This window comes from Endozoicomonas sp. G2_2, assembly GCF_017744135.1.
Classification (GTDB): Bacteria; Pseudomonadota; Gammaproteobacteria; order Nevskiales; family Salinisphaeraceae; genus Salinisphaera.
The window spans coordinates 169,188-191,479 of the sequence record NZ_JAGHQU010000008.1 but is presented as its reverse complement, the minus strand read 5'-3'; the positions used below and the strand labels follow the sequence as shown (position 1 = coordinate 191,479).

The window sequence follows — 22,292 nt, the reverse complement described above, 5'->3', positions numbered from 1 at the left end:
GTGCACGTCGGGCGCGGGCTTCGTATCGACGCCGGATCGCGCCGGGAGCGCCACTAGCGCCTTGAACAGACGTGAATCGCGGCACCCCGCGTTTTACCTGAGCGCAGTCGGACCGCCCGTAGGTCGGTGCTCCTGACAACCACGAATCATCGGCGCGGCCAGCTTGGTCGGGATCGAAAAACGATCATCAATAATGCGAATGATTCTCATTACGCTCTGATCGTGGCGCAGCTATAGTTCCAGACGATTGAGCGGGTTTACGCACCGGCAGGCTTTAGCTGCCGGTGCGGTTTTTCTCGATCACGCATGGGGTCGCATTCAGTCGTGCCGCTGTGCGGTGCATTGCCTCGTCGGGGGCTTTTCAGGGGGACTTATGAAAATCGAATGTTCTGGCGCGCACGTCGCGGCGCCGCTGCGTATGGCCACGTCATGCCGTCGCCTGACCTGTTTCATCACGACCGGACTACTCGCTGCCGGCCCTGCACCGCTGGCGCTGGCACAGGCCAGCGCCGAGGCGGAGCGCACCGTGGCCAACATGCTCAATCCGATCGTGGTGGAGGGCGAAAAGCTGCCGCGCGACCTGCTCGATACGTTCAGCAGCGTCGACGTGATCACCGGCGACGAACTCCAGAACTACAACATGGACACGCTCGGCCAGGCGCTCAACAACAGCGCCAACGTGCGCTCGTTCGAAACCGGGACCGGCAACAGCAGCTTCACGATTCGCGGCCTCAACGCCGAGGGCGTCACCCAGCCGACGCGCTCCTCACCGGTGATCTCGGTGAAAGTGGACGGCGCGGAACAGGGCATCGAGACCACCCGCCGTGGCACCCGCGGTATCTGGGATGTGGATCAGGTGGAGGTGCTGCGCGGACCGCAGTCGACCCTGCAGGGACGCGATTCGCTGGGCGGCGCGATCATCGTGGAAACCGCCGACCCCACGTTCGAGCCCGAGCTGAAATACGAACTGGCCGGTGGCGAGAAGGACTATCAGTCGGCGGCGTTCGCCGTATCCGGTCCGGTGGTCGAGGACGAGATCGCGGTGCGCGTGGCCGGCCAGGTGTTCGGCCGCGAGAAGGATATCCGCTACACCTCGCGCGACAACGATTTCCTCAAGGAGGACGAATTCGAGCAGATCCGCGCCAAGGTGCTGTTCGCGCCCAGCGCCGCCCCGGATTTCGATGCCCTGCTCACCTATGAACGCACCCACGACCGGCCGGCCTGGGGCCTGATCAGCGGCCCCGACTATTTCGAGCGGGTGTACGACAACGCGAGCCAGGCCTCACCCGAGCGGCGCGATACCTATGTGGACCGCTATCTGGCCGAGCTGGGCTACGACATCGGCGACCACTGGCGTCTGGAATCGGTGACCGCCTTCGTGGATACCGACCTGGACATCAGCTCCTCGCCAGGGGCCGCGTTTCCGCGCGACGACCTGCGTAGCGGCGAGGATCTGTCGCAGGACGTACGCCTGACTTTCGACGCGCCGGATGCGCCCGTCTCGGGCGTGGTGGGTCTGTTCGCCGGGCGCTTCACCCAGGGACAGAGCGGCAGCATCCAGACCGAGCTGTTCGGGCCGTTGCTCGACGTACAGCGACTCGACTCCGCGTTCGAAACCCAGTCCATCGCCGCCTATTTCGACGCACGCTACGCGTTCGTCGATCGCTGGAGCCTGATCGCGGGCGGCCGGCTGCTGCGCGACGAAGTCTCCGCCAGGCTCGACGGTCGGGTTCTGAACTTTGCCAACCCCATCGACCCGGCCACCGGTGCGCCCAACTACAGTCCGCTGAACGAGGATACGTCGGTGACCAACACCGAATTCCTGCCCAAGGCCGGCATCGCGCACGAGCTCACGCCGAACCAGAACGTGGCCCTCACCGCGAGCCGCGGCTACCGCGCCGGATTCTCGGAAGTCCCGGCGGGCTTCACGCAAGTCAACGAGGTGGAACCGGAATCGCTGTGGGCCTACGAGCTGGCCTATCGCTCGCGCTGGCTCGCCGGTCGGCTCGACTTCAACGCCAACCTGTTCTACTACGATTATTCCGATCAGCAGATCCCGGTGCTGCTCGACGATTTCCCGGGCCAGTCCGTTACCGCCAACGCCGGCGAGTCGCGCTCCTACGGCGTCGAGTTCGATACCCGCTGGCTGGCCACGCCGGAACTGGAAGTCTTCACCTCGCTCGGCGTGTTGGATACGAAATTCAAGGACGGCACGCTCAACGACGGCACCGTGCTCGACGGCAACGAATTTCCCGAGTCGCCCAGTGTGACCGCTACCGTGGGCGCCCACTGGCGTCACGCCAGCGGCTTCTTCGCCGCCGGCGACGTGAGCTACACCGACGACTTCTACACCAGCGGCGTGCTCGACAACGACGACGCCAGCGAGCTGGACTCGTTCACCGTGGTCAATGCCCGCGTAGGCTACACGGTGAGCCCTGCGCTAACCGTGTCGCTGTTTGCGAAGAACCTGCTCGGCGAGGACTATCTCACGAGTATTCAGCCCGCGAACGAGCTGGCCACCGTCGGCGATGCCCGGCGCATCGGCGTGCAGCTCGAAGGCAGGTTCTAGACGCCTGCAGAGCGGCCATCGGTCATGCCGTGGCGCGGACCGTCGGGACCGTCACGCCACGGGTTTCCATGCCTGCGCTCGGGCCGGAACGACGGATCGACGCGCGCTGCCACGTTCGCAATCCGGGGTAGCGAATCCTGGCTCGCGCAGCCGGTGCGTACCAGCCCGTGCCCCAAACGCTTCGTGCCTCTCCTTCAAAATTCGCGGTCGAGCACACCCGCTTTGCGCCCAACGGGCATGACGCTAAGCTCGGCGGATCAGCTCGATCAAACCCGACCGCGATGGGAGACGGGATGGAAGACAGGAACAGCCGCAACGGCTGTGCGTTGATTGTCGGCGCCGGCGATCGCCCGGGCACAGGCGCCGCCATCGCCGCCCGCGCGGCGCGCGAGGGGCTGCATGTCTTCATCGCGGGCCGGACCCAGGAAAAACTCGACGCGCTGGTCGCGCATATCGAAGCCGAAGGCGGCGCGGCCAGCGCCGTGGTCGCGGACTGCACCGACGCCGAGGCGGTCGATGCGCTGTTCGCACGCATCGCTGCCCACGGCGCGCCCCTGCGCCTGGCCGTGCACAACATGGCCGCGCCCAACATGCCGCACGGTTTTCTCAAGACCGACGCCGATTTCTTCGCCAAGCACTGGCGCACCAGCACCTACGCCGGCTATCTCATCGGTCAGGGCACGATCCGGCAGATGCTCGAACAGGACGAGGACGAGCACTTCGGTCGCGGCACCCTCATCTTCACCGGCGCCAGCGCCTCGCTGCGCGGCAAGGCCAAATTCTCGGCGTTCGCCTCGGCCAAATCCGGCCTGCGCACGATGGCGCAATCCATCGCGCGCGAGTTCGGCCCGCAGGGCATCCATGTCGCGCACGTGATTATCGACGGCGTGATCGACGGCCAGTTCGTGCGTAACGCCGGCGGCAATCTCGCCAAGCTGTGGATCAAGTCCAAGGGCAGCGACGGCGCGCTCGACCCCGAGGCCATCGCCGACGCCTTCTGGGCGATTCATCGCCAGCCACGCAGCGCCTGGACACAGGAAATGGATCTACGGCCGTTCAAGGAAGAATGGTAATGCGACGACGCCGGGCCGCACCGGCCGGCGATGATCCCTGACGTTCATCCGGTCAGCCGCGAATGCCGACGCCGGGCTCCCATGGATTCAGGCACATAACCCTTCTGACTCATCACGCGCAAGGCATGACGACGCGCCATGCATTGCGCCTTCAACCCATGGTGCGGCGCGGCGCTGCCTTGGCGGCGCGCGCTAATGCCAGAGTTTGTCGCGCGAGGCTTCGGCTTTTTCAAGACGGGCCAGGTATTCGTTCCAATTGTCTTCGTAGTTGTCGCCCAGTTCGCGCAGCGTCTCCCAGGAGAAGATGCCGGTGTTGTGGCCGTCGTCGAAGTTGAGCTGGATGGCGTAATTGCCGACCGGCTCGATGGAGGTCACGCCCACGTCGCGCTTGCCGGTGACGAGTTCCATCGGCCCGCCGTGGCCGCGCACTTCCGCCGACGGCGAATAGACGCGCAGGTATTCCAGCGGAAGCTTATAGTTGGCGCCGTCCGGGTATTCCACTTCGAGCACCTTGGACTTCTGGTGCAGGGTGATGTCGGTAGGGGCTTCCATGGCGTTCGCCTTGTTGAGGGCATGAAAAAGCCGGGACAGGATAAACCCGCCCCGGCTCGATGCGGGCATTGTTCGCCCGTTATCCGACCTGTCGACTACAGAATATAGCGCGACAGGTCTTCGTCGGCCGCCAGATCCTTGAGCTTGCTGTCCACGTAGGCAGCATCGATCTCGAGCGACTCGCCGGACTTGTCCGGCGCCTCGAAGGAGATTTCCTCCATCAGGCGTTCCATGACGGTGTGCAGCCGCCGGGCGCCGATGTTCTCGGTGCCTTCGTTGACCTTGAAGGCCATCTCGGCAATGCGGTGCACGCCGTCGTCGGTGAACTCGATGGACACGCCTTCGGTGTTCATCAACGCGCCGTACTGTTCAGTGAGCGAGCAGTGCGGCTCGGTGAGAATGCGCACGAAGTCCGCGGCCTTGAGCGCGTCAAGCTCGACCCGGATCGGCAGGCGGCCCTGCAGTTCCGGAATCAGGTCCGACGGCTTGGCGACATGGAAGGCGCCCGAGGCGATGAACAGGATGTGGTCGGTGCGCACCATGCCGTACTTGGTGGAAATGGTGGAGCCTTCCACGAGCGGCAGCAGGTCGCGCTGCACGCCTTCGCGGGAGACATCGCCACCGCTGCCGCCACCGGCATCGGAGCGCTTGCAGACCTTGTCGATCTCGTCGATGAAGACGATGCCGCTGTTCTCGACCTGGTCAATGGCCTGCGACTTGATCTGTTCCTCGTCGACCAGCTTCGCGGCTTCCTCGTCCACGATCTGGCGATAGGCGTCCTTGATCTTGATCTTCTTGCGCTTGGTCTTGTCGCCCTTCATGTTCTGGAACATGGATTGGAGCTGGTTGGTCATCTCCTCCATGCCCGGGGGCGCCATGATCTCGACGTTCTGGCCGCCCTGCTGCAGCTCCAGCTCGATTTCCTTGTCATCGAGCTTGCCTTCACGCAGGCGCTTGCGGAACACCTGCCGCGTGGCAGTGGATTCCGTGGCCTTCTGGTCGGACTCGTTGGCCTCATCCCAGTTCTGCGGGCGCGGCAGCAGCGCGTCGAGGATGCGCTCCTCGGCGGCGTCCTCGGCCTTGATCCGCACTTCCTTCTTGGCGGCCTCGCGCGTCATCTTGATGGCGACTTCCACCAGATCGCGGATGATCGAGTCCACTTCCTTGCCGACATAGCCGACTTCGGTGAACTTGGTCGCCTCGATCTTGGTGAACGGCGCGTTGGCGAGTTTCGCCAGACGACGTGCGATCTCGGTCTTGCCGACACCGGTCGGGCCGATCATGAGGATGTTCTTGGGCGTAATCTCGCCGCGGATGGACTCATCCAGCTGCATGCGCCGCCAGCGGTTACGCAGCGCAATGGCGACGGAGCGCTTGGCTTCGGCCTGGCCGATGATGTGACGGTCGAGTTCCGCCACGATCTCGCGCGGCGTCATTTCGTGGCGCGGCAGCACCGGCGTTTCGCCGTTGTCGTCGGTGACGGTCTCGGGAGCTGTTTCAGACATTTTCCAGCACCTCGACGGTGATGTGGTGATTGGTATAGATACAGGTGTCCGCGGCGATGTGCATCGCGGTTTCGGCGATGGTCGGCGCGTCCATTTCGGTGTTCTCGGCCAGCGCGCGGCCCGCGGCCTGCGCATAGGCGCCGCCGGAGCCGATCGCCATGCAGGCGTGCTCCGGCTCCATGACGTCGCCGTTACCGGAGATCATCAGCGTGGCGGTCTCGTCGGCGACCAGCAGCAGCGCCTCCAGCCGGCGCAGGGCGCGGTCGGTGCGCCAGTCCTTGGCCATTTCGACCGCGGCCTTGACGAGCTGGCCACCATGTTCCTGCAGCTTGCCCTCGAAACGCTCGAACAGCGTGAAGGCATCGGCCGTGCCGCCTGCGAAACCGGCCAGGACCTTGTCGTCGTACAGGCGGCGGACCTTGCGGGCATTGCCCTTGAACATGGTGTCGCCCATGGAGACCTGGCCGTCACCGGCCAGCGCGGTCTTGCCGTTGTGGCGCACGGCGAGGATTGTCGTACCGTCGAATTGTTTCAAAGCATTTGCCCTGCGTTGACGTCGATCTGTTTCGAGTTGGGGCCGTGGCGAACCCGATTCAAGAAAATTCGTACGCGGGCCGTACGGCGGCCGTTCAGCTTGGGCTATTCGTCGGCGCCTTCGAGGCTTTGATGAGCGCTTTCGTCGGCGCGCTGATGGGCACGCGGGTGGGCCGCGTCGTAGACCTTGGCTAGATGGGCGAAATCCAGATGGGTATAGATCTGCGTGGTGCCGATGTTGGCGTGGCCGAGCAGCTCCTGCACCGCGCGCAGATCCGCACTGGATTCAAGCACATGGGTGGCAAAGGAATGGCGCAGCTTGTGCGGATGCAGATGCACCGGCAGGCCGTGGCGCTGCGCCCAGCCGTCCATTCGCGCGGCCACGCTGGAGCGCGACAGGCGCGTGCCGCGCGCGGACACGAACAGCGCCGTCTCCCCGGCCGCGGCCCACTGCGGGCGGATACGCAACCAGTTCTTCAACGCGGCAATAGCGCGCGAGCCGATCGGCACGCTGCGCTGGCGCGCCCCCTTGCCGAGCACGCGCGCCTCGCCGCCGGCGAGATCCACATCGTTCACGTCGAGGCCGACGGCTTCGGCCAGACGCACGCCGGCAGAATAGAACAGTTCCAGCAGCGCATGGTCACGGATATCGATATCCGCGTCGGGGGTCACGTCGAGCAGCGCGGCGAGGTCGTCGACGTCCACGGTCTCGGGCAGACGCGGCGGGCGTTTGGGTGCACGTACGTCGAGCGCGGGATTGCGTGAAGACAAGCCTTCGCGCATCTGCCACACATAAAAGCTGCGCAGCGCCGAAACCAGCCGCGACAGGCTGGCCGGCTTGAGCCCGGCCCGATGGCGAGCGGCGACGAATTCGCGCAGATCGGCGGTCGTCACCCGCGACCAGTCGGCGAGAGCGCGCTCATCCAGCCAGTCGCGGGCAGTGCCGAGATCACGCGCGTAAGCAGCGTGCGTGTGTGCGGACACCCGCCGTTCGTGGGCGAGATGGTCAAGAAAGGCTTCGACCCGTGACGCGAGATCGCTCATGCGTTGGCTCGTTGGCCCCACGCGGGGGCCGTGATGGCCGCGCTAGGGCAACGCCTCGCGGCCGAGCAGGCGCTGCAGCGCGGCGGTGACGAGTTCGCCCATCAATTCGAGAAACAGCGTGCCCATGTCGGGCACAAAGCGCGTGCTCTTGCGGCTGGCGAGCACCAGCGCGCCGTGCACGCCCTTGGCGCCGAGCGGGATCATGGCCGCGCTGGACAGCGCCGGCACGTCGTTGGTGCGGGTGGCGAACAGCGCCTCGGACTGCTCTTCCGACAGCGGCCCGCAGATCGGCTTGCCGCGCCGGTAGACGTTGGTGAGCGCCTTGCCGGCGTCGTTGTCTTCGGCGATGGCGTGAATCTCGCCGTCGGCCAGGGCCTCCACCTCGCCGCTGTTGCCGGACAGACCCACGTAGATGTGGTCGACATCGAGATGCTGCTGCAGGCAGTACGCCAGCTCGGGCACCAGCTCGGCCGCGGTCGGCGCCGAAACCAGCACCTTGGCCAGCCGGTTGAGCTGGACCACGCGCTGTTCGTTGTCCCGTGCGGTCTCGACCAGTTCGTTGAAGCGCGCCTGGAGCTGGCGGTTGGTCGTGCGCAGGCCGTTGACCTGGCGCTCGATCAGCGACACAGCGGAGCCGCTTTCGTGCGGCACGTTCATAGCCTCGAGCACCGCCGGATAGCGGCTGATCAGATCGGGATGCGCCTGCAGGTAGGCCGCGACTTCGGCTTCGTCGAGTTCAGGAGTGGGACTTTGTTTTTCGGCTTCGTTCATTTCGAACCATCTCTTGAGGTGAGAAAACGCTCACACGGCGGGGCGCCAAGCAAGGCCGACGCTGCGTCGCCCCCGCGCCGTTACGCCTTCGCTTCCGACGATACCAGCTTGCCGTCGAACACGCGCTCGGCCGGGCCGCTTAAATATACCGCTTTGGACGGGCCTGCCCAGTCCACTTGCGCCACACCACCCGGCAACTCGACGCTCACGTGCGCATCGAGCGTGCCGGCCGCGATGCCGGCCACCACCGCGGCCGCGGCACCGCTGCCACAGGCCAGCGTCTCGCCGGCCCCGCGTTCGTAAACACGCAGGCGGACACGATCGCGGGCCACGACCTGCATAAATCCGACATTCACACGCTCGACGAACGCCGGATGGCTCTCCAGCGCCGGGCCGAGGGTTTCGACATCGGCGCTGTCTACATCCTCTACGCGCAACACGGCGTGCGGGTTGCCAATGGCCAGTGCCGCGAAGTGCACGCTTCGGCCGGCGACATCGTCGAGCGTGTAGCTCTCGGCCTGTTCGAAGCCGGCGAGCGGAATCTCGGCCGGCGCGAACGCCGGTACGCCGAGGGCCACCCGGTAGCGATGATCGCCCAGCGCTTCGATGACCATCTGCCCGCCGCTCACATCGACGGTGATCTCGTCCTTGTCGGTCAGGCCCTGCTCGCGCACGAAGCGGGCGAAACAGCGCGCGCCGTTGCCGCACTGGCCGGATTCGCTGCCGTCGGCGTTGAGGATGCGATAGCCGAAATCGGCGTTGGCACGGCGCGGCGGATCGACGATGAGAATCTGGTCGCAACCGATACCGAAGCGCCGATCCGCAATGGCGCGCGCCGCGACGGCGTCCAGCTCGACCGGCGTGCGCGTCGCGTCGAGCACGACGAAGTCGTTGCCGAGACCGTGCATCTTGGTGAAACTCAGATCCATCGAAACGCTATTCGGCGCTGGCCGAATCCTCGTTGGCTTCGCCGGCGCCCTCGGCGTCCGGGTTCGACATGGCATCGGAGTCGGGCTCGCTCATGGACTCTTCGTCCATCGACCCGTGATCCATGTCGCCATGGTCCATGCTGCCGTGGTCCATGCCTTGGCCGCTGCCGCCACCGGGTGCCCCCGGTTGCTCGGCGCGCACCGTGGCCGCTACCGGCAGTTCGGCGCCCTGCTCACCGCAGGCCAGGATCAGCTCGACCTGATCACCCGCGGCGTAAGCCTGAGAGGGCGAGAACAACATGACGTGGCGGCCGCCGGAGCGGAACTCGACCGTCTCGCCGGCGGGAACGGCGACCTGTTCCATCGGCTGCATGCTGGCCTGGCCGTCGTCATTGACCACGGTCTCGTGTATTTCCGCGCGGTCGAACTGGCTGCTGGTCACACCGTTGACCACGACCTTGCTATCGCCGTCGTTGACGAGCTTGAAGTAGGCGCCCATGACATCGGCGCCGGACGGCGCTTCACGCACCCACGGTCCGTCGACCTTCAACCCGCCGCAATCCGGCGCCTGCGATTCCCCACAACCGGCCAGCGCCAGCGAGAACACGCCCGCCAGCATCAAAGCGGCACAACCCCGCGTGACGACCGTATTTTTCTGCCGCCCCATAGCTCGCTCCTTTACAAATGTTATATATTAACGCTTTCCGTTCCCGGACAAGGCATGACCGTGGGCCAGGGCTCTTCGCACAATGTTACCGGCAAACTCGACAAGGCCGCAGTGGTTCTGTCGGGGCTTTGTCTCGTGCATTGTCTGGCGCTACCGGTCGTCGTCGCGCTGTTTCCGGTCTTCGGCTTCACCGTGGTCGAACACGGCACCTTTCATCAGCTGATCCTGATTGTGGTCATACCCACCACCGTGGTTGCACTCGGCGCAGGCTATCGTCGGCACCGGCGCCATGTCGTGCCGTTTTTCGGTACGCTGGGCGTGCTCGCGCTGGTAGTGGCGGCGTTCGGCGCGCACGCGCTTGGCGCGGATATGCTCGAACGCGCCACGACGGTGGTCGGCGGCCTGCTGATTGCCGTGGCCCATATCCAGAACTTTCGGTATGCGCGGGCCGGACACTGCCCCCACCACGGGCATTCGCACGTACAGGCAAACAGTACGGCCTCGAACACACCGCCCAGCCCATGACGACCCATCAGCATAATCCGGTATTCAACGCCCACGGCCACGATCATTCCGCCTGCATCAGCGATGCCCTCGCCCGTGCCGAAACGCTGTGCGCCGAGCAGGGCCTGCGCCTGACGGCGATTCGCCGGCGTGTGCTGGAACTGATCTGGGACAATCATCGGCCGACCAAGGCCTATGACCTGTTGCATACCATCGGCCAGGAACGCGGCAATGCGGCGCCGCCGACGGTCTATCGCGCGCTCGATTTCCTGCTCGAGGCGGGCCTGATCCACAAGATCGAATCGCTCAATGCATTCATCGGCTGCGATGCCGGCCACGGCAAGAGCCATCCGAAGTTTCTGATCTGCCGCTCCTGCGAGCGGGTGGCCGAGATTCCGAGCCCGGAAGTCGACGACGCGCTTGCCCACGAGGCCAAGCGTGCGGGTTTTCGCATCGACCACGAAACGATCGAGATCGGCGGCACCTGCAAGGCCTGTACCGGCAAGGGCTGACCGGCCCTGGGGCGCACAGCGCCCGGCAAACCTGTTCATACTGCAGCCTTTCTGCCGCAAGGGTTTGACCGGTCCATACCCGACTAACGTCGAATAACCCGACCCCGGCCGTGCCAGTAGAGTCGGAAAACAACTGACTCAGTTGTCAGCTTTCCCGATTCACCGATAAAGCGGCGGTATGGCGCGAAGCAGCAATCGAACAGCACGCCCCAGCGCGCATAACCTGACGACGCAGTCATGAGCGACGCGATTCTTCAGGCACGCGGTCTGACAAAGACCTTTGCCGGTTTCGCGGCCGTGAGCGATGTGGACCTCGATGTCGAACGCGGCAGCATCCACGCGCTGATCGGCCCCAACGGCGCCGGCAAGACCACGGTCTTCAACCTGCTCACGCGATTCATCGCGCCCACCTCCGGCAGCATCGTCTACGACGGGACCGACATCACCCGGCACAAGCCGACGGATATCGCCAACCGCGGCATGGTGCGCTCGTTCCAGATCTCGGCGATCTTTCCGCACCTGAGCGTGATCGACAATGTGCGCGTGGCCCTGCAGCGCCATCTCGGGCTGTCTTATCACTTCTGGCGGTCCGCCAAGGTGCTGGATTCGACCAACGAGCGGGCGATGCAGCTGCTCGAGGAAGTGGGTCTGGCCGAGTTCGCCGAGACCACCAGTGTGGAACTGGCCTACGGGCGCAAGCGCGCGCTGGAGATCGCGACCACGCTGGCACTGGACCCGAAACTGATGCTGCTCGACGAGCCCACCCAGGGCATGAGCGCCGAGGATGTGGGCAAGGTTACCGCGCTGATCCGCCAGGTGGCGGCCGATCGGACCATTCTGATGGTGGAGCACAACCTGAAGGTGGTGTCGACGCTGGCCGACAAGATCACCGTGCTCAACCGCGGCGAGATTCTCGCCGAAGGCCCGTACGCGCAGGTGTCGAAAGACCCGGCGGTGATGGAAGCCTATATGGGCACTTCGGATACGGCCCATGTCTGACCTGCTCGAAATCAAGGACCTCAACGCCTGGTACGGCGAGTCGCACATCCTCCACGGCGTGAACCTGTCGGTACGCGAAGGCGAGGTGGTGACCCTGCTCGGCCGCAACGGCGCCGGGCGTACGACCACGCTGAAATCCATCCTCGGCATGGTCGACAAACGCAGTGGTTCGATCACCGTGGGCGGGAAACAGGTCATCGACCAGCCCACCCACAAGATCGCGCGCCTGGGCATGCTCGGCTACTGCCCGGAGGAGCGCGGCATTTTCGCGCGCCTGAACGTGGACGAAAACCTCGCCCTGCCGCCCAAGCTCGGTAACGACGGCATGAGCGTGGAAGAGATCTACGCCATGTTCCCGAATCTGGCCGAGCGCCGGCGCAGCATGGGCATGCAGCTGTCCGGCGGCGAACAGCAGATGCTGGCAATGGCCCGCGTGCTGCGTACCGGCGCCCGCCTGCTGCTGCTCGATGAGATCACCGAAGGCCTGGCCCCGGTGATCGTGCAGGCCCTGGGCGACACCATCCGCCAGATGAAGGAACGCGGGCTCACCATCGTGCTGGTGGAACAGAACTTCCATTTCGCCGCTCCTCTTGCCGATCGCCACTACATCATTGAACACGGCGAGGTGGCGGAAGTCATCGAGGCGCACGAGGCCGAGGCCAAGAAGGAGCGCATCAACCAGTTCCTGAGCGTCTGACCGTCCAAGAAGATACAACGCATCAATAAAGCGAGGGGCCAGGCCCCGGGGGAGAAACCACAATGAACAGATCACTCATCACGGCCATGTGCGCGGCCGGTGTCGCGGCCTTCGGCTCCACGGCGCTCGCCGCCGACGGTGCGAGCAACGGCAGCGTCAAGATCGGCGTGCTCAGCGACATGTCGGGCGTCTACAAGGCGATCGAAGGCCCCGGCGCCGTGATCGCGGCGAAGATGGCCGTGGAGGATTTCGGCGGCTCGGTACTCGGCGAGAACATCGAAATCGTGTCGGCCGATCACCAGAACAAGGCCGACGTGGCCTCGTCGATCGCGCGCCGCTGGATCGACCGCGACAAGGTCGACATGCTCGTGGGCATGGACAACTCGGCGGTCGGCCTGGCCGTGCAGGGGCTAGCTTCCGGCAAGGACACCATCACCATGAACACCGGCGCCGGCTCGGTGGAGCTCACCGAAAGTCAGTGCTCGAAGTACGGCATTCACTACGTCTACGACACCTACGCGCTGCCCGTGGGCACCGCGACGGCCATGGTGGAGAACGGCGGCAAGAGCTGGTTCTTCATCACCGCCGACTACGCCTTCGGCCACTCGCTGCGCGACAACACGTCGCGCGTGGTCAAGGAGATGGGCGGCGAGGTGATGGGCAGCGTGGAAGCGCCCTTGAGCACGACCGACTTCTCGTCGTACCTGCTGCAGGCCAGCAGTTCCGGCGCCGATGTGATCGGCCTGGCCAACGCCGGCGGCGATACCGTGAACTCGATCAAGCAGGCCAACTCCTTCGGCATCGTGCAGCGCGGCCAGAAGCTGGCCGGCATGCTGGTGTTTCTCACCGACGTGAAGGCGCTGGGGCTGGATACCGCCCAAGGCCTGCAGTTCACCACCGCCTTCTACTGGGACCGCAACGAGGAAAGCCGCAAGTGGTCGCAGCGCTTCTTCGACCAGCACGGCGCGATGCCGACCATGGTTCAGGCCGGCGTCTATTCGGCAGTGATGCACTATCTCGAAGCCATCAAGGCCGTGGGTAGCGACGAAGCCGCGCCGGTGCGCAAGCAACTCGGCGAGATGGCGCTCAACGACTTCTTCGTCCAGAACGGCAAGATCGAGGCCAATGGCCTGATGTCGCACGACATGTATCTCGCCAAGGTGAAGACACCGGACGAATCCAAGAGCGACTGGGACCTGCTGGATATCGTGAGCACGATCCCGGCCGACGAGGCCTACATCCCGATCTCGGAAAGCGCCTGCTCGCTGATCAAGCAGTAACGCGACCGTCAGGCAAGGACCGTAAGCCATGAACCTCGACGCCATTCTGGCGCAGACGATGCTGGGGCTGAGCCAGGGCGTGTTCTACGCCATGCTCAGCCTCGGCCTGGCGATCATCTTCGGGTTGCTCAACGTCATCAACTTCGCCCACGGCGCGCTCTATATGCTGGGCGCGTTCGTGGCGCTGATCGGCTATTCCTATATCGGCCCGTGGCTGGGCTACCCGGATTTCCAGATGGGCTTCTGGTGGGCGCTGATCGTCGCGCCTATCGTCGTGGGCTGCTTCGGCATGCTCATGGAACGGTTCATGTTGCGGCGGCTGTACCAGTTCGACCATATCTACGGCCTGCTGCTGACCTTCGGCGTCGCCCTGGTACTGCAGGGCGTACTGTCCAACTATTTCAATATTTCCGGCACCGCCTACCCGGCCACGCCGGACATGCTCAACGGCATCGTGAATCTCGGCTTCATGTACTTTCCCAAGTACCGGCTGTTCGCGATCGTGCTGTCGATCATCGTGTGCTTCGCCACCTGGTTCATGATCGAGCGCACCAGCCTAGGCGCTGTGCTGCGCGCCGGCCAGGAAAACCCGAAGCTGGTTGAGGCGTTCGGCATCAACGTGCCGCGCATGGTCACGCTCACCTTCGGCTTCGGCGTGGCGCTGGCGGCACTCGCCGGCGTGCTCGCCGCACCGATCTATTCGGTGAGCCCGCTGATGGGCGCGGACCTGATCATCACCGTGTTCGCGGTCGTGGTCATCGGCGGCATGGGCTCGATTCTAGGCGCGATCGTCACCGGGCTCACGCTGGGCCTGGTGCAGGGGCTAACCCAGGCGCTCTACCCGCCGGCGGCCAATACGGTGATCTTCTTCATCATGGTGATCGTGCTGCTGATCCGGCCCGCCGGCCTGTTCGGCAAGGCAGACGGATGATCCTATGAACAAAGTCTTCTGGGTAATGCTGATCGTGCTGGGGCTGGCCGCGCCATGGCTGACCTATCCGGTCTTCGCCATGAAGCTGCTGTGCTTCGCGCTGTTTGCCTGCGCCTTCAACCTGCTGCTGGGCTATGTGGGGCTGCTGTCATTCGGCCATGCGGCGTTCTTCGGCGGCGCGGCCTATATCACCGGCCACGTGATCACCGCCTGGGGCTTCGCCCCCCTGCCCGGCATTCTCACCGGCACCCTGTTCGCGATGGTCCTGGGCGCGATCTTCGGCGCGCTGGCGATCCGCCGCCAGGGCATCTATTTCGCCATGATCACGCTGGCGCTGGCGCAGATCATCTTCTTCCTCGCGCTCAAGCTGCCGTTCACCGGCGGCGAGAACGGCCTGCAGGGCATTCCGCGCGGCACCCTGCTGGGCGTTTTCGACCTGAACGATTCGATCACGATGTACTACTTCGTGTTCACCGTGTTCATGATCGGCTTTCTGATCATTTATCGCACCATACACTCGCCGTTCGGCCAGATCCTCACCGCCATCCGCGAGAACGAGCCGCGGGCGCGCTCACTGGGCTACAACGTCGAACGCTTCAAGCTCATCGCCTTCACGCTGTCCGCCACGTTGGCCGGCACTGCGGGGGCCACCAAATCCGTGATCTTCCAGTTCGCATCGCTCACCGACGTACACTGGCAGATGTCTGGCGAAGTGGTGCTTATGACCCTGCTCGGCGGCATGGGCACGCTGTTCGGCCCCATCGCGGGTGCGGCCGCGGTCATCACGCTGCAAGACGAGCTGGCCTCTTTCGGCTCCTGGGTGCAGGTCGCCATCGGCGCGATCTTCGTGGTCTGCGTGCTGCTGTTTCGGCGCGGGTTCGTGGGGGAGCTGGCGCGGATGTTGAAGGCGAAGGCGAGTTAGGTTTTAAGTAGCTTCCTCAGCCGCTTGCTGCTGGCTGCTGGCTCGTACAAAGACCCACCGGCGCTTTGTTTTTGAGTGGGGACTCGCTTGGAAACACAGGAGTTCTGGATCAATGACGCGGGTCAATTTCGGCTTGGGGTTTCGCACTGCTGTGCGAGTCACTTTTATTTGCTTGCCCAAATAAAAGTAACCAAAACAAAAGGCACCCTGTCTTGCGTCGATGCTGCGCATCGATGCCCTGCGCGGCTCCGGCCGAAAGAGGACAGCCGGAAACTCGCCGCGCTACGCGCGACTCAAACATCCGGCTGTCTTTTTCTCTTTCGGCCTCCACTGCTCGGCGCTGCGCCCAAGGGGACCCTATACAGGCAAGCTCGCTGTCGCTCGCTCAAGGTTGGGCTTTCTGTGTTGCGTTAGGCGTGCGCCTAATCCGACGAGAGCAGAGCCCCAAGCTGAAAATCGGCTTGCCGGCGTAGGTGACTCTCACTATGGGCCTGGCGTCTGTATTCAGGCCCGTTGCACGGCGACGGAGACACGGAGCGGCGACGGGTGTCCGGCGCACTGCGCCGGTGCGGCCAGCCTGTTTGAGCGTCGCCAAAGCGACGCGAGTTCTGGCCGCATCCCGTCGCCGCTGCGTGTCGCAGTGAACCGGCGCTTTGCGCCGGCGCTGTGTCCGGGTGTCCTTTTCCTTTGTTTACTTTCTTTTGGACAAGCAAAAGAAAGTGAGTCGCGCAGCAGCGCGAAACAAAAGGTCCGTCGAACTCGTGAGCGGACAAACAACAAGCGACGCGCCTAAATCTTGAGTTCCGGAAAATCCGCCTCGCTATAAGCAAACTCGCCCTTCTCATCCCCCGCCGCATGCGCACGCAACTCCACACGCCGAATCTTCCCTGAAATGGTCTTGGGCAGTTCGGCGAATTCCAGCTCACGGATACGCATGTACGGCGCCATGCGCTCCCGGGCGAAGGCGAACAGAGCCTTTGCGGCGTCCGGGCCGGGTTCGTGGCCACGCCGAAGCACGACATAGGCCTTGGGTACGTTCAGGCGCAGATCATCGGGCGAAGGCACCACGGCCGCTTCGGCCACGGATTCGTGCTCGATGAGGATCGACTCCAGCTCGAACGGGCTGACGCGGTAATCCGAACTCTTGAACACGTCGTCGGCGCGACCGACGTACCAGTAGTAGCCGTCGTCGTCGCGGCTGGCGACATCACCGGTGCGGTAGTAGCCGTCGTGCAGAGCCTTGGCCATGCGCTCGGGGTCGTCGCGGTATTCCTGCATCAACCCGAGCGGGCGATCGGCGCGCACGTCGATGGCGATCTCGCCTTCGTCGCTCTCCTCGTCGAAGGTATCGAGAAGGGCGATCCGGTAGCCGGGCAACGGACGGCCCATCGAGCCGGACTTCATCTGCTGGTTCGGCGGATTGCCGATCTGGGCCGTGGTTTCGGTCTGGCCGTAGCCGTCGCGGATCTTGAGCCCCCAGAGTTTCTCGACCCGCGAGATGACTTCCGGGTTGAGCGGCTCGCCAGCGCCGACCAGACTTTTCAGCTTCATGTCGTAGGCGCCCAGATCCTCCTGAATCAGCAGCCGCCAGACGGTGGGCGGCGCGCAAAGGCTGGTCACGCCCTTGTCGGCGATCACCTGTAGCGCCTCGGGCGCGGAGAAGCGCGCACTGCGATAGACGAAGACCGTACAGCCGGCATCCCAGGGCGCGAACAGGTTGGACCAAGCATGCTTGGCCCAGCCCGGCGAGCTGATATTGAAATGGATATCGTCCGGCTGCAGCCCGAGCCAGTACATCGTGGACAGCGAGCCGACCGGGTAGCTCTGGTGGGTATGCAGCACCAGTTTCGGCTTCGACGTGGTGCCGGAGGTGAAATAGAGCAACAGCGGGTCGGTCGCATGGGTCACGCCGTCGGGGGCGAACTCGGTCGAGGACTCATAGGCGGCCTCGTAGCCGACCCATTGGCCGCAGGGTCCGCCGGCGACGACGCAGGTCAGCCCGCCGGCCACGCCTTCGAACTTCGCCACGTGCTCCTCGGCGGCGAGGATATGGGTCACACCGCCGCGGGCGAGGCGGTCGCCCAGATCCTTCTGCGATAGCAGCGTGGTGGCCGGAATCACGACCGCGCCCAGCTTGATCGCGGCCAACATCGTCTCCCACAGCTCGGTGACGTTGTCGAGCATCACCAGCAGCGTGTCGCGCCGGCCCAGGCCCTGGTCGCGCAGGAAATTGGCCACCTGATTGGAGCGCTGGCGCATCTGCTCGAAGCTGTAGCGATGCTCGCTGCCGTCGGCGTCGACCAGCCAGAGCGCGATCTTGTCGTTGTCGTTCGCGTAGTCGTCGAACCAGTCGAGTGCCCAGTTGAACTCGTCCAGCTCGGGCCAGCGAAAGGCCTCGCAGGCGCGCGGATAGTCCTCGCGCAGGTCCAGCAGTTGTTGCCGTGCAGCCTTGAATGCGTCTGCAGAATGCATCGCCTTCTCCTTTTCTCGCGGTCGGCGGCCCGGGATCGGCCGCCGTGATTATTTTTATCGTCGAGGTGACGGCACCAGCCCCGGTCTTCAGTCCAGCGACTGCCCCTTGAGCAGATTGAGAATGCTCGAAAAATCGTCGCCGCCGTGGCCGGACTGGCTGTGGACGGAATAGAGGTTGCGCGCCATCGAGCCCAGCGGCGTGGCCACACCGTTCTTGAGGCTGGAATCCATCGCCAGGCCCAGATCCTTGAGCATGAGATCGACGCCGAAACCCGGCTTGTAGCCGTTCGAGGCCGGCGCGTTGTCCATCACGCCCGGGTAGGGGTTGTAGACATTGAGCGCCCAGTTGCCGCCGGAGGCGTTCTTCATGATCTCGGACACGACGCTCGGGTCGAGGCCGTTGGCCACGGCCAGATTGATGGCTTCCGATGTTCCCGTCATGAGGATGCCCAGCAGCATGTTGTTGCACATCTTGGCGACCTGGCCGGCGCCGGCCGGCCCGGCATGGAAATAGGTCTTGCCCATGACGTCGAACAGCGGGCTGGCGCGCTCGACGGCTTCGGCCTCGCCGCCGACCATGAAGGTCAGCCCGCCCGCCTTCGCGCCATTCACGCCGCCGGACACCGGCGCATCGATCATCGGCAAGCCGCGCTCGGTGGCGGCGGCCGCGACCTTGCGTGCGGTTTCCGCATCGATGGTGGAACAGTCGACCAGCAACGTGCCGCTGCCGACCGCATCGAGCAGACCGCCCTCGCCCATGTAGAGATCGGCCACGTGCTTGCCGGCGGGCAGCATGGAGATCACGATCTCGGCGTCGCGGGCGGCCGCGGCCGCGCTCTGGGCGTGTTTGGCGCCGAGTGCTGCGGCATCGGCCATGGCCTGTTCGACCAGGTCGAAGACCGTGAGCGTATAGCCGGCCTCGATCAGGTTGGCGGCCATCGGCGCGCCCATATTGCCCAGGCCGATGAAGGCGATTGTGCCGGACATGTTCTCCTCCTTGTTTCGATTATTTATTTATATTTAGCTTGTTACAGGTCGCCCAACGGATCGTGATCGTAGTCGGCGGGTAATCGGAAATGCGCGGCCACCGCTTCCGGCGCGACTTCATCCAGGGTCGCCGGCGCCCACTGCGGGTTCTTGTCCTTGTCCACCAGCAGCGCACGGATGCCTTCGGCGAAATCGGGCCGGCGCGTGCAGGCGATTGCCATGGCCAGCTCGCGGCGAAACACGTCCTCGATCGACAGCTTGGGATCGCGGGCGAGCTGGGCGTGCACGACCGCCAGCGACAACGGCGATGCCCCCGCGATCGCTTTCGCGCCGTGGGCGAACCAGGCGTCGGCCTCGGCCTGTTCGGCCAGGCGCGTCTGGAATTCGGCGACGGTCGCGGTATCGGTCAGCCGCGCGATTGTTTGCTGGTGGGCGAACAGCGCGGATTCGCGGCGTGCGTCGTCGCTCGCCTCGATGTCCTCGAAGTCACGCAGCGCGCGGGCCAGCACCGCGTCGTCGGCGTTGCGCTCGCCTTGCCAGTCCAGCCCGGTAAGCGTGTCGAACAGCGCCTCGCGCTCGCTGGACACGATGCGATAGTCGGCCAGGCCAAGCCAGAGCGCGTCGCCGGGCTGCATGGGCGTGGTCGTCAGCCCCAGAAACAGGCCGATGCGCTGCGGCATGCGCCCCAGAAACCAGCTCGCGCCCACGTCCGGAAACAGGCCGATGGTGACTTCCGGCATGGCGATTCGGCTGCGTTCGGTCACCACCCGATGGCTCGCACCGGCCATCACACCCAGGCCGCCGCCCATCACCGTGCCGTCGCCCCAGCACAGCACCGGCTTGGGATAGCGATGGATGGTGTGATCGAGCCGATATTCATGGGCGAAGAAGGCTTCCGCGTCGGCGCTGGGCGCGTCGCCGCTCGCGGTCATGGCCTTGTACAGGCCGATCACGTCGCCACCGGCACAGAAGGCTTTCTCGCCCGCGCCGTGCAGCACCACGCAGACGATGTCGTCGCGCTTTGCCCACGCGTCGAGCTGCGCCTGCAGGCTGTCGATCATCGCGCGCGACAGCGAGTTGAGCGCACGCTCGGCGTTGAGCAGGGCAAACGCGACGGTGCGGCCGTTGCCGGCCTCGCGTTCTTCGAAGACGACGCTGCTATCGCTCATTGCGACTCCTGTTGTGGTTCCATTGGGGTTCGCGTTTTTCCAGAAAAGCGGCCACGCCCTCGGCCGCATCGCGCCCTGCAAACAGGTCTCCAAAGGCGTCGCGCTCGCGGGCCAGGCCCGTTTCGAGATCGCCCGCTCGATTTGAATGGACGAGTGTCTTGCTTTCAGCGAGTGCGACCGGACTCTGGCGGGCGGCCTTTTCAGCGAGCGAGAGGGCGGCGTCGCGCGCCTGTCCTGCCGAAACCGTTTCCTCGATCAGGCCGATGCGCAGCGCGGTATCGGCATCGACGGTTTCGCCGCAGAGGATCAGACGCTTGGCCCAGCCATCGCCGACCTGGCGTGCGAGCATCTGCGTACCGCCGCCACAGGGCAGCAACCCGACCCGCCCTTCCGGTAGGCCGAATTGCGCATGGGCTTCGCCGATACGAATATCGCAGGCCAGCGCACATTCCAGCCCGCCCCCGAGACACCAGCCGTTGATCGCGGCGATCGTCACGCCGCTGAATGCGCGCAGGCGGGTGATCACGGCCGCCAGCAGGCGCGTGAGTTCGCGCGCCTCGGCCGGGTTCACGCCCACATACATATTGAGATCGTCACCGGCACAGAAGAAGCGATCGCCTGCGCCGGTGACCACGAGCGCCGTAACGTCGGGGTCCGCTTCGAGCGCATCCAGCCGCGCGGCGAAGTCGCGCAGGATCGAAGCGGTAAAGACATGCGCCGGCGGGTTGTCGAAGGTCAGGACCGCCGTGCGGTCCATGCGCTCGACTGGCGGCATGCCGTCATTCACCGGAGCGTATCGCCGTCGTGATCGGCGAGCACGCGCCGGGCGATGATCATGCGCATGATCTCGTTCGTGCCTTCCAGAATCTGGTGCACGCGCACGTCGCGCACGTGGCGCTCCAGCGGATATTCGCGGATATAGCCGTAGCCGCCGTGAATCTGCAGCGCGGTGTTGCAGATATCGAAGCAACGGTCGGTGGCGAAGCGCTTGGCCATGGCACAGAAGGCGGTGGCTTCAGGATGGCCGTTGTCGAGCCGGCTGGCCGCCAGCCAGACCATCTGGCGGGCGGCGACCAGCTCGGTGGCCATATCGGCCAGTTTGAACTGCAGCGCCTGGAAGGTTTCCAGCTTGCTGCCGAACTGCTCGCGCTCGCTCATGTAGCGACGGCTGGCGTCGAGCGCGGCCTGGGCCGTGCCCAGCGAGCAGGCCGCGATATTGATCCGCCCGCCGTCCAGGCCTTTCATGGCGATCGAAAACCCCTGGCCTTCCTCGCCGAGCCGGTTGGCGGCCGGTACGCGCACGTCCTCGAAAGTGATGGTGCGCGTGGCCTGGCTGTTCCAGCCCATCTTGGGTTCCTTGCGCCCGTAGCTGATGCCCTCGCTGTTCGCCGGCACCGCAAAGGTGCTGATCCCGGACGGCCCGGCCTTGCCGGTACGCGCCATCACCACCAGCAGATCGGTATCGCCCGCGCCGGAGATGAAGCACTTGCTGCCGTTGAGCACATAGGCATCGCCATCACGCTCGGCCTTCGTCTTCAACGAACCCGCATCCGAACCGGCCCCCGGCTCGGTCAGGCAGTACGAGGCCAGCTTTTCGCCCGCGGCCAGCTCGCCGCACCACTGGTCGCGTACGTCGTCACCGCCAAACGTAGCCACCATCCAGGTCGCCATGTTGTGGATGCTGATATACGCCGCGGTGGACGTGCAGCCGCCGGAGAGTGCTTCGAAGATCATCGCGCTATCGAGTCGGGCGAGACTGAGCCCGCCCTGTTCTTCCGGCGTATACAGCCCACAGAACCCGAGTTCGCCGGCCCGGGCGATCACGTCACGCGGGAAGATCGATTCCGCATCCCATTCCGCCGCCTTGGGCGCGAGCGCCTTGCGCGCGAAGTCTTCGGCCGCTTCACGCAGTGCGATCTGGGTGTCGTCGAGTTCGAAATTCATGTCGATTTGGCGCGGTTATAGGGCGTTTCGTCAGTTATTCGCGCGGCTATACCAGGCGGCCGGCGCCTGTTTCTGATGCAGAACCGCGAAAACATAAATGCTCGCCTCCAACTCGAAATACACGGAGTATGGAAAACGGTGAGTAAACCCGCGCCGAATATTCGCCTCGACCGACGGACATGCACGCGGGTAGGCGCAAATTCGGTTAAATGCAGCACTGACCTCGTCGAG

The 22,292-nt window shown here is 64.8% G+C and carries 21 protein-coding genes; 9 read left to right on the top strand and 12 right to left on the bottom strand.

The window, feature by feature from the left end:
* Positions 1-373: 373 nt before the first annotated feature.
* On the top strand, positions 374-2,569 hold the full coding sequence (locus J7355_RS11660; protein WP_209062865.1) for a TonB-dependent receptor: 2,196 nt from the start codon (positions 374-376) through the stop codon (positions 2,567-2,569).
* Positions 2,570-2,862: 293 nt separating this feature from the next.
* Positions 2,863-3,642, top strand: a complete 780-nt coding sequence (locus J7355_RS11655) for an SDR family oxidoreductase (RefSeq protein WP_209062863.1) — start codon at positions 2,863-2,865, stop codon at positions 3,640-3,642.
* A gap of 192 nt (positions 3,643-3,834) precedes the next feature.
* Here the strand turns inward: J7355_RS11655 and J7355_RS11650 are convergent, their stop codons facing one another.
* The 7 genes from J7355_RS11650 to J7355_RS11620 all read right to left on the bottom strand — a co-directional run bounded on the left by J7355_RS11650 (position 3,835) and on the right by J7355_RS11620 (position 9,644).
* Positions 3,835-4,194 carry a DUF971 domain-containing protein gene (locus J7355_RS11650; RefSeq protein WP_209062861.1) on the bottom strand — a complete coding sequence of 120 codons (360 nt, stop codon included), beginning with the start codon at positions 4,192-4,194 and terminating at the stop codon, positions 3,835-3,837.
* A 95-nt stretch (positions 4,195-4,289) separates the two neighbouring features.
* Positions 4,290-5,630: an ATP-dependent protease ATPase subunit HslU gene (gene hslU / locus J7355_RS11645; protein ID WP_247739951.1), complete on the bottom strand. Its 1,341-nt coding sequence runs from the start codon at positions 5,628-5,630 to the stop codon at positions 4,290-4,292.
* 61 nt (positions 5,631-5,691) lie between these two features.
* Positions 5,692-6,234, bottom strand: coding sequence for an ATP-dependent protease subunit HslV (gene hslV, locus J7355_RS11640; RefSeq protein WP_209062857.1), 543 nt, complete (start codon positions 6,232-6,234; stop codon positions 5,692-5,694).
* A gap of 104 nt (positions 6,235-6,338) precedes the next feature.
* Entirely contained in the window at positions 6,339-7,277 is a 939-nt protein-coding gene (xerC, locus tag J7355_RS11635) for a tyrosine recombinase XerC (RefSeq protein WP_209062855.1), read from the bottom strand.
* A 42-nt stretch (positions 7,278-7,319) separates the two neighbouring features.
* Complete coding sequence (locus J7355_RS11630) at positions 7,320-8,048, bottom strand: DUF484 family protein (protein WP_209062853.1); 729 nt, start codon at positions 8,046-8,048, stop codon at positions 7,320-7,322.
* 80 nt (positions 8,049-8,128) lie between these two features.
* Positions 8,129-8,977 (bottom strand): diaminopimelate epimerase, encoded by an 849-nt coding sequence (gene dapF / locus J7355_RS11625; RefSeq protein ID WP_348523031.1) that lies wholly within the window; start codon positions 8,975-8,977, stop codon positions 8,129-8,131.
* A 7-nt stretch (positions 8,978-8,984) separates the two neighbouring features.
* Positions 8,985-9,644: a copper chaperone PCu(A)C gene (locus tag J7355_RS11620; protein ID WP_209062851.1), complete on the bottom strand. Its 660-nt coding sequence runs from the start codon at positions 9,642-9,644 to the stop codon at positions 8,985-8,987.
* Positions 9,645-9,698: 54 nt separating this feature from the next.
* On the opposite strand from J7355_RS11620, the gene J7355_RS11615 reads away from it, so the two are divergent.
* The 7 genes from J7355_RS11615 to J7355_RS11585 all read left to right on the top strand — a co-directional run bounded on the left by J7355_RS11615 (position 9,699) and on the right by J7355_RS11585 (position 15,489).
* A complete protein-coding gene (locus J7355_RS11615; RefSeq protein WP_209062849.1) occupies positions 9,699-10,169 on the top strand; it encodes a MerC domain-containing protein in 471 nt (156 codons plus the stop codon).
* Positions 10,166-10,660: a Fur family transcriptional regulator gene (locus tag J7355_RS11610; RefSeq protein ID WP_209062847.1), complete on the top strand. Its 495-nt coding sequence runs from the start codon at positions 10,166-10,168 to the stop codon at positions 10,658-10,660. The genes J7355_RS11615 and J7355_RS11610 overlap by 4 nt, the downstream gene beginning before the upstream one ends.
* A 237-nt stretch (positions 10,661-10,897) precedes the next feature.
* Positions 10,898-11,659: an ABC transporter ATP-binding protein gene (locus tag J7355_RS11605; protein WP_209062845.1), complete on the top strand. Its 762-nt coding sequence runs from the start codon at positions 10,898-10,900 to the stop codon at positions 11,657-11,659.
* On the top strand, positions 11,652-12,356 hold the full coding sequence (locus J7355_RS11600) for an ABC transporter ATP-binding protein (protein WP_209062843.1): 705 nt from the start codon (positions 11,652-11,654) through the stop codon (positions 12,354-12,356). Before J7355_RS11605 ends, J7355_RS11600 begins: the two co-directional genes overlap by 8 nt.
* Positions 12,357-12,418: 62 nt before the next feature.
* Complete coding sequence (locus J7355_RS11595; RefSeq protein ID WP_209062841.1) at positions 12,419-13,636, top strand: ABC transporter substrate-binding protein; 1,218 nt, start codon at positions 12,419-12,421, stop codon at positions 13,634-13,636.
* 28 nt (positions 13,637-13,664) lie between these two features.
* Positions 13,665-14,567: a branched-chain amino acid ABC transporter permease gene (locus J7355_RS11590; RefSeq protein ID WP_209062839.1), complete on the top strand. Its 903-nt coding sequence runs from the start codon at positions 13,665-13,667 to the stop codon at positions 14,565-14,567.
* Between the two features lie 4 nt (positions 14,568-14,571).
* Positions 14,572-15,489 carry a branched-chain amino acid ABC transporter permease gene (locus J7355_RS11585; protein WP_209062837.1) on the top strand — a complete coding sequence of 306 codons (918 nt, stop codon included), beginning with the start codon at positions 14,572-14,574 and terminating at the stop codon, positions 15,487-15,489.
* A gap of 789 nt (positions 15,490-16,278) precedes the next feature.
* Here the strand turns inward: J7355_RS11585 and J7355_RS11580 are convergent.
* From J7355_RS11580 to J7355_RS11560, 5 genes are all read right to left on the bottom strand, one after another.
* On the bottom strand, positions 16,279-17,961 hold the full coding sequence (locus tag J7355_RS11580) for an AMP-binding protein (protein WP_209062836.1): 1,683 nt from the start codon (positions 17,959-17,961) through the stop codon (positions 16,279-16,281).
* Positions 17,962-18,048: 87 nt separating this feature from the next.
* The gene (gene mmsB, locus J7355_RS11575; protein ID WP_209062834.1) at positions 18,049-18,948 is read right to left on the bottom strand and encodes a 3-hydroxyisobutyrate dehydrogenase; all 900 of its coding nucleotides are present in this window, start codon (positions 18,946-18,948) and stop codon (positions 18,049-18,051) included.
* A 41-nt stretch (positions 18,949-18,989) separates the two neighbouring features.
* Entirely contained in the window at positions 18,990-20,117 is a 1,128-nt protein-coding gene (locus tag J7355_RS11570; RefSeq protein ID WP_209062832.1) for an enoyl-CoA hydratase/isomerase family protein, read from the bottom strand.
* Entirely contained in the window at positions 20,107-20,892 is a 786-nt protein-coding gene (locus J7355_RS11565) for an enoyl-CoA hydratase (RefSeq protein WP_209062830.1), read from the bottom strand. The genes J7355_RS11570 and J7355_RS11565 overlap by 11 nt, the downstream gene beginning before the upstream one ends.
* 8 nt (positions 20,893-20,900) lie before the next feature.
* Positions 20,901-22,061 (bottom strand): acyl-CoA dehydrogenase family protein, encoded by a 1,161-nt coding sequence (locus tag J7355_RS11560; RefSeq protein WP_209062828.1) that lies wholly within the window; start codon positions 22,059-22,061, stop codon positions 20,901-20,903.
* Positions 22,062-22,292: the final 231 nt, after the last annotated feature.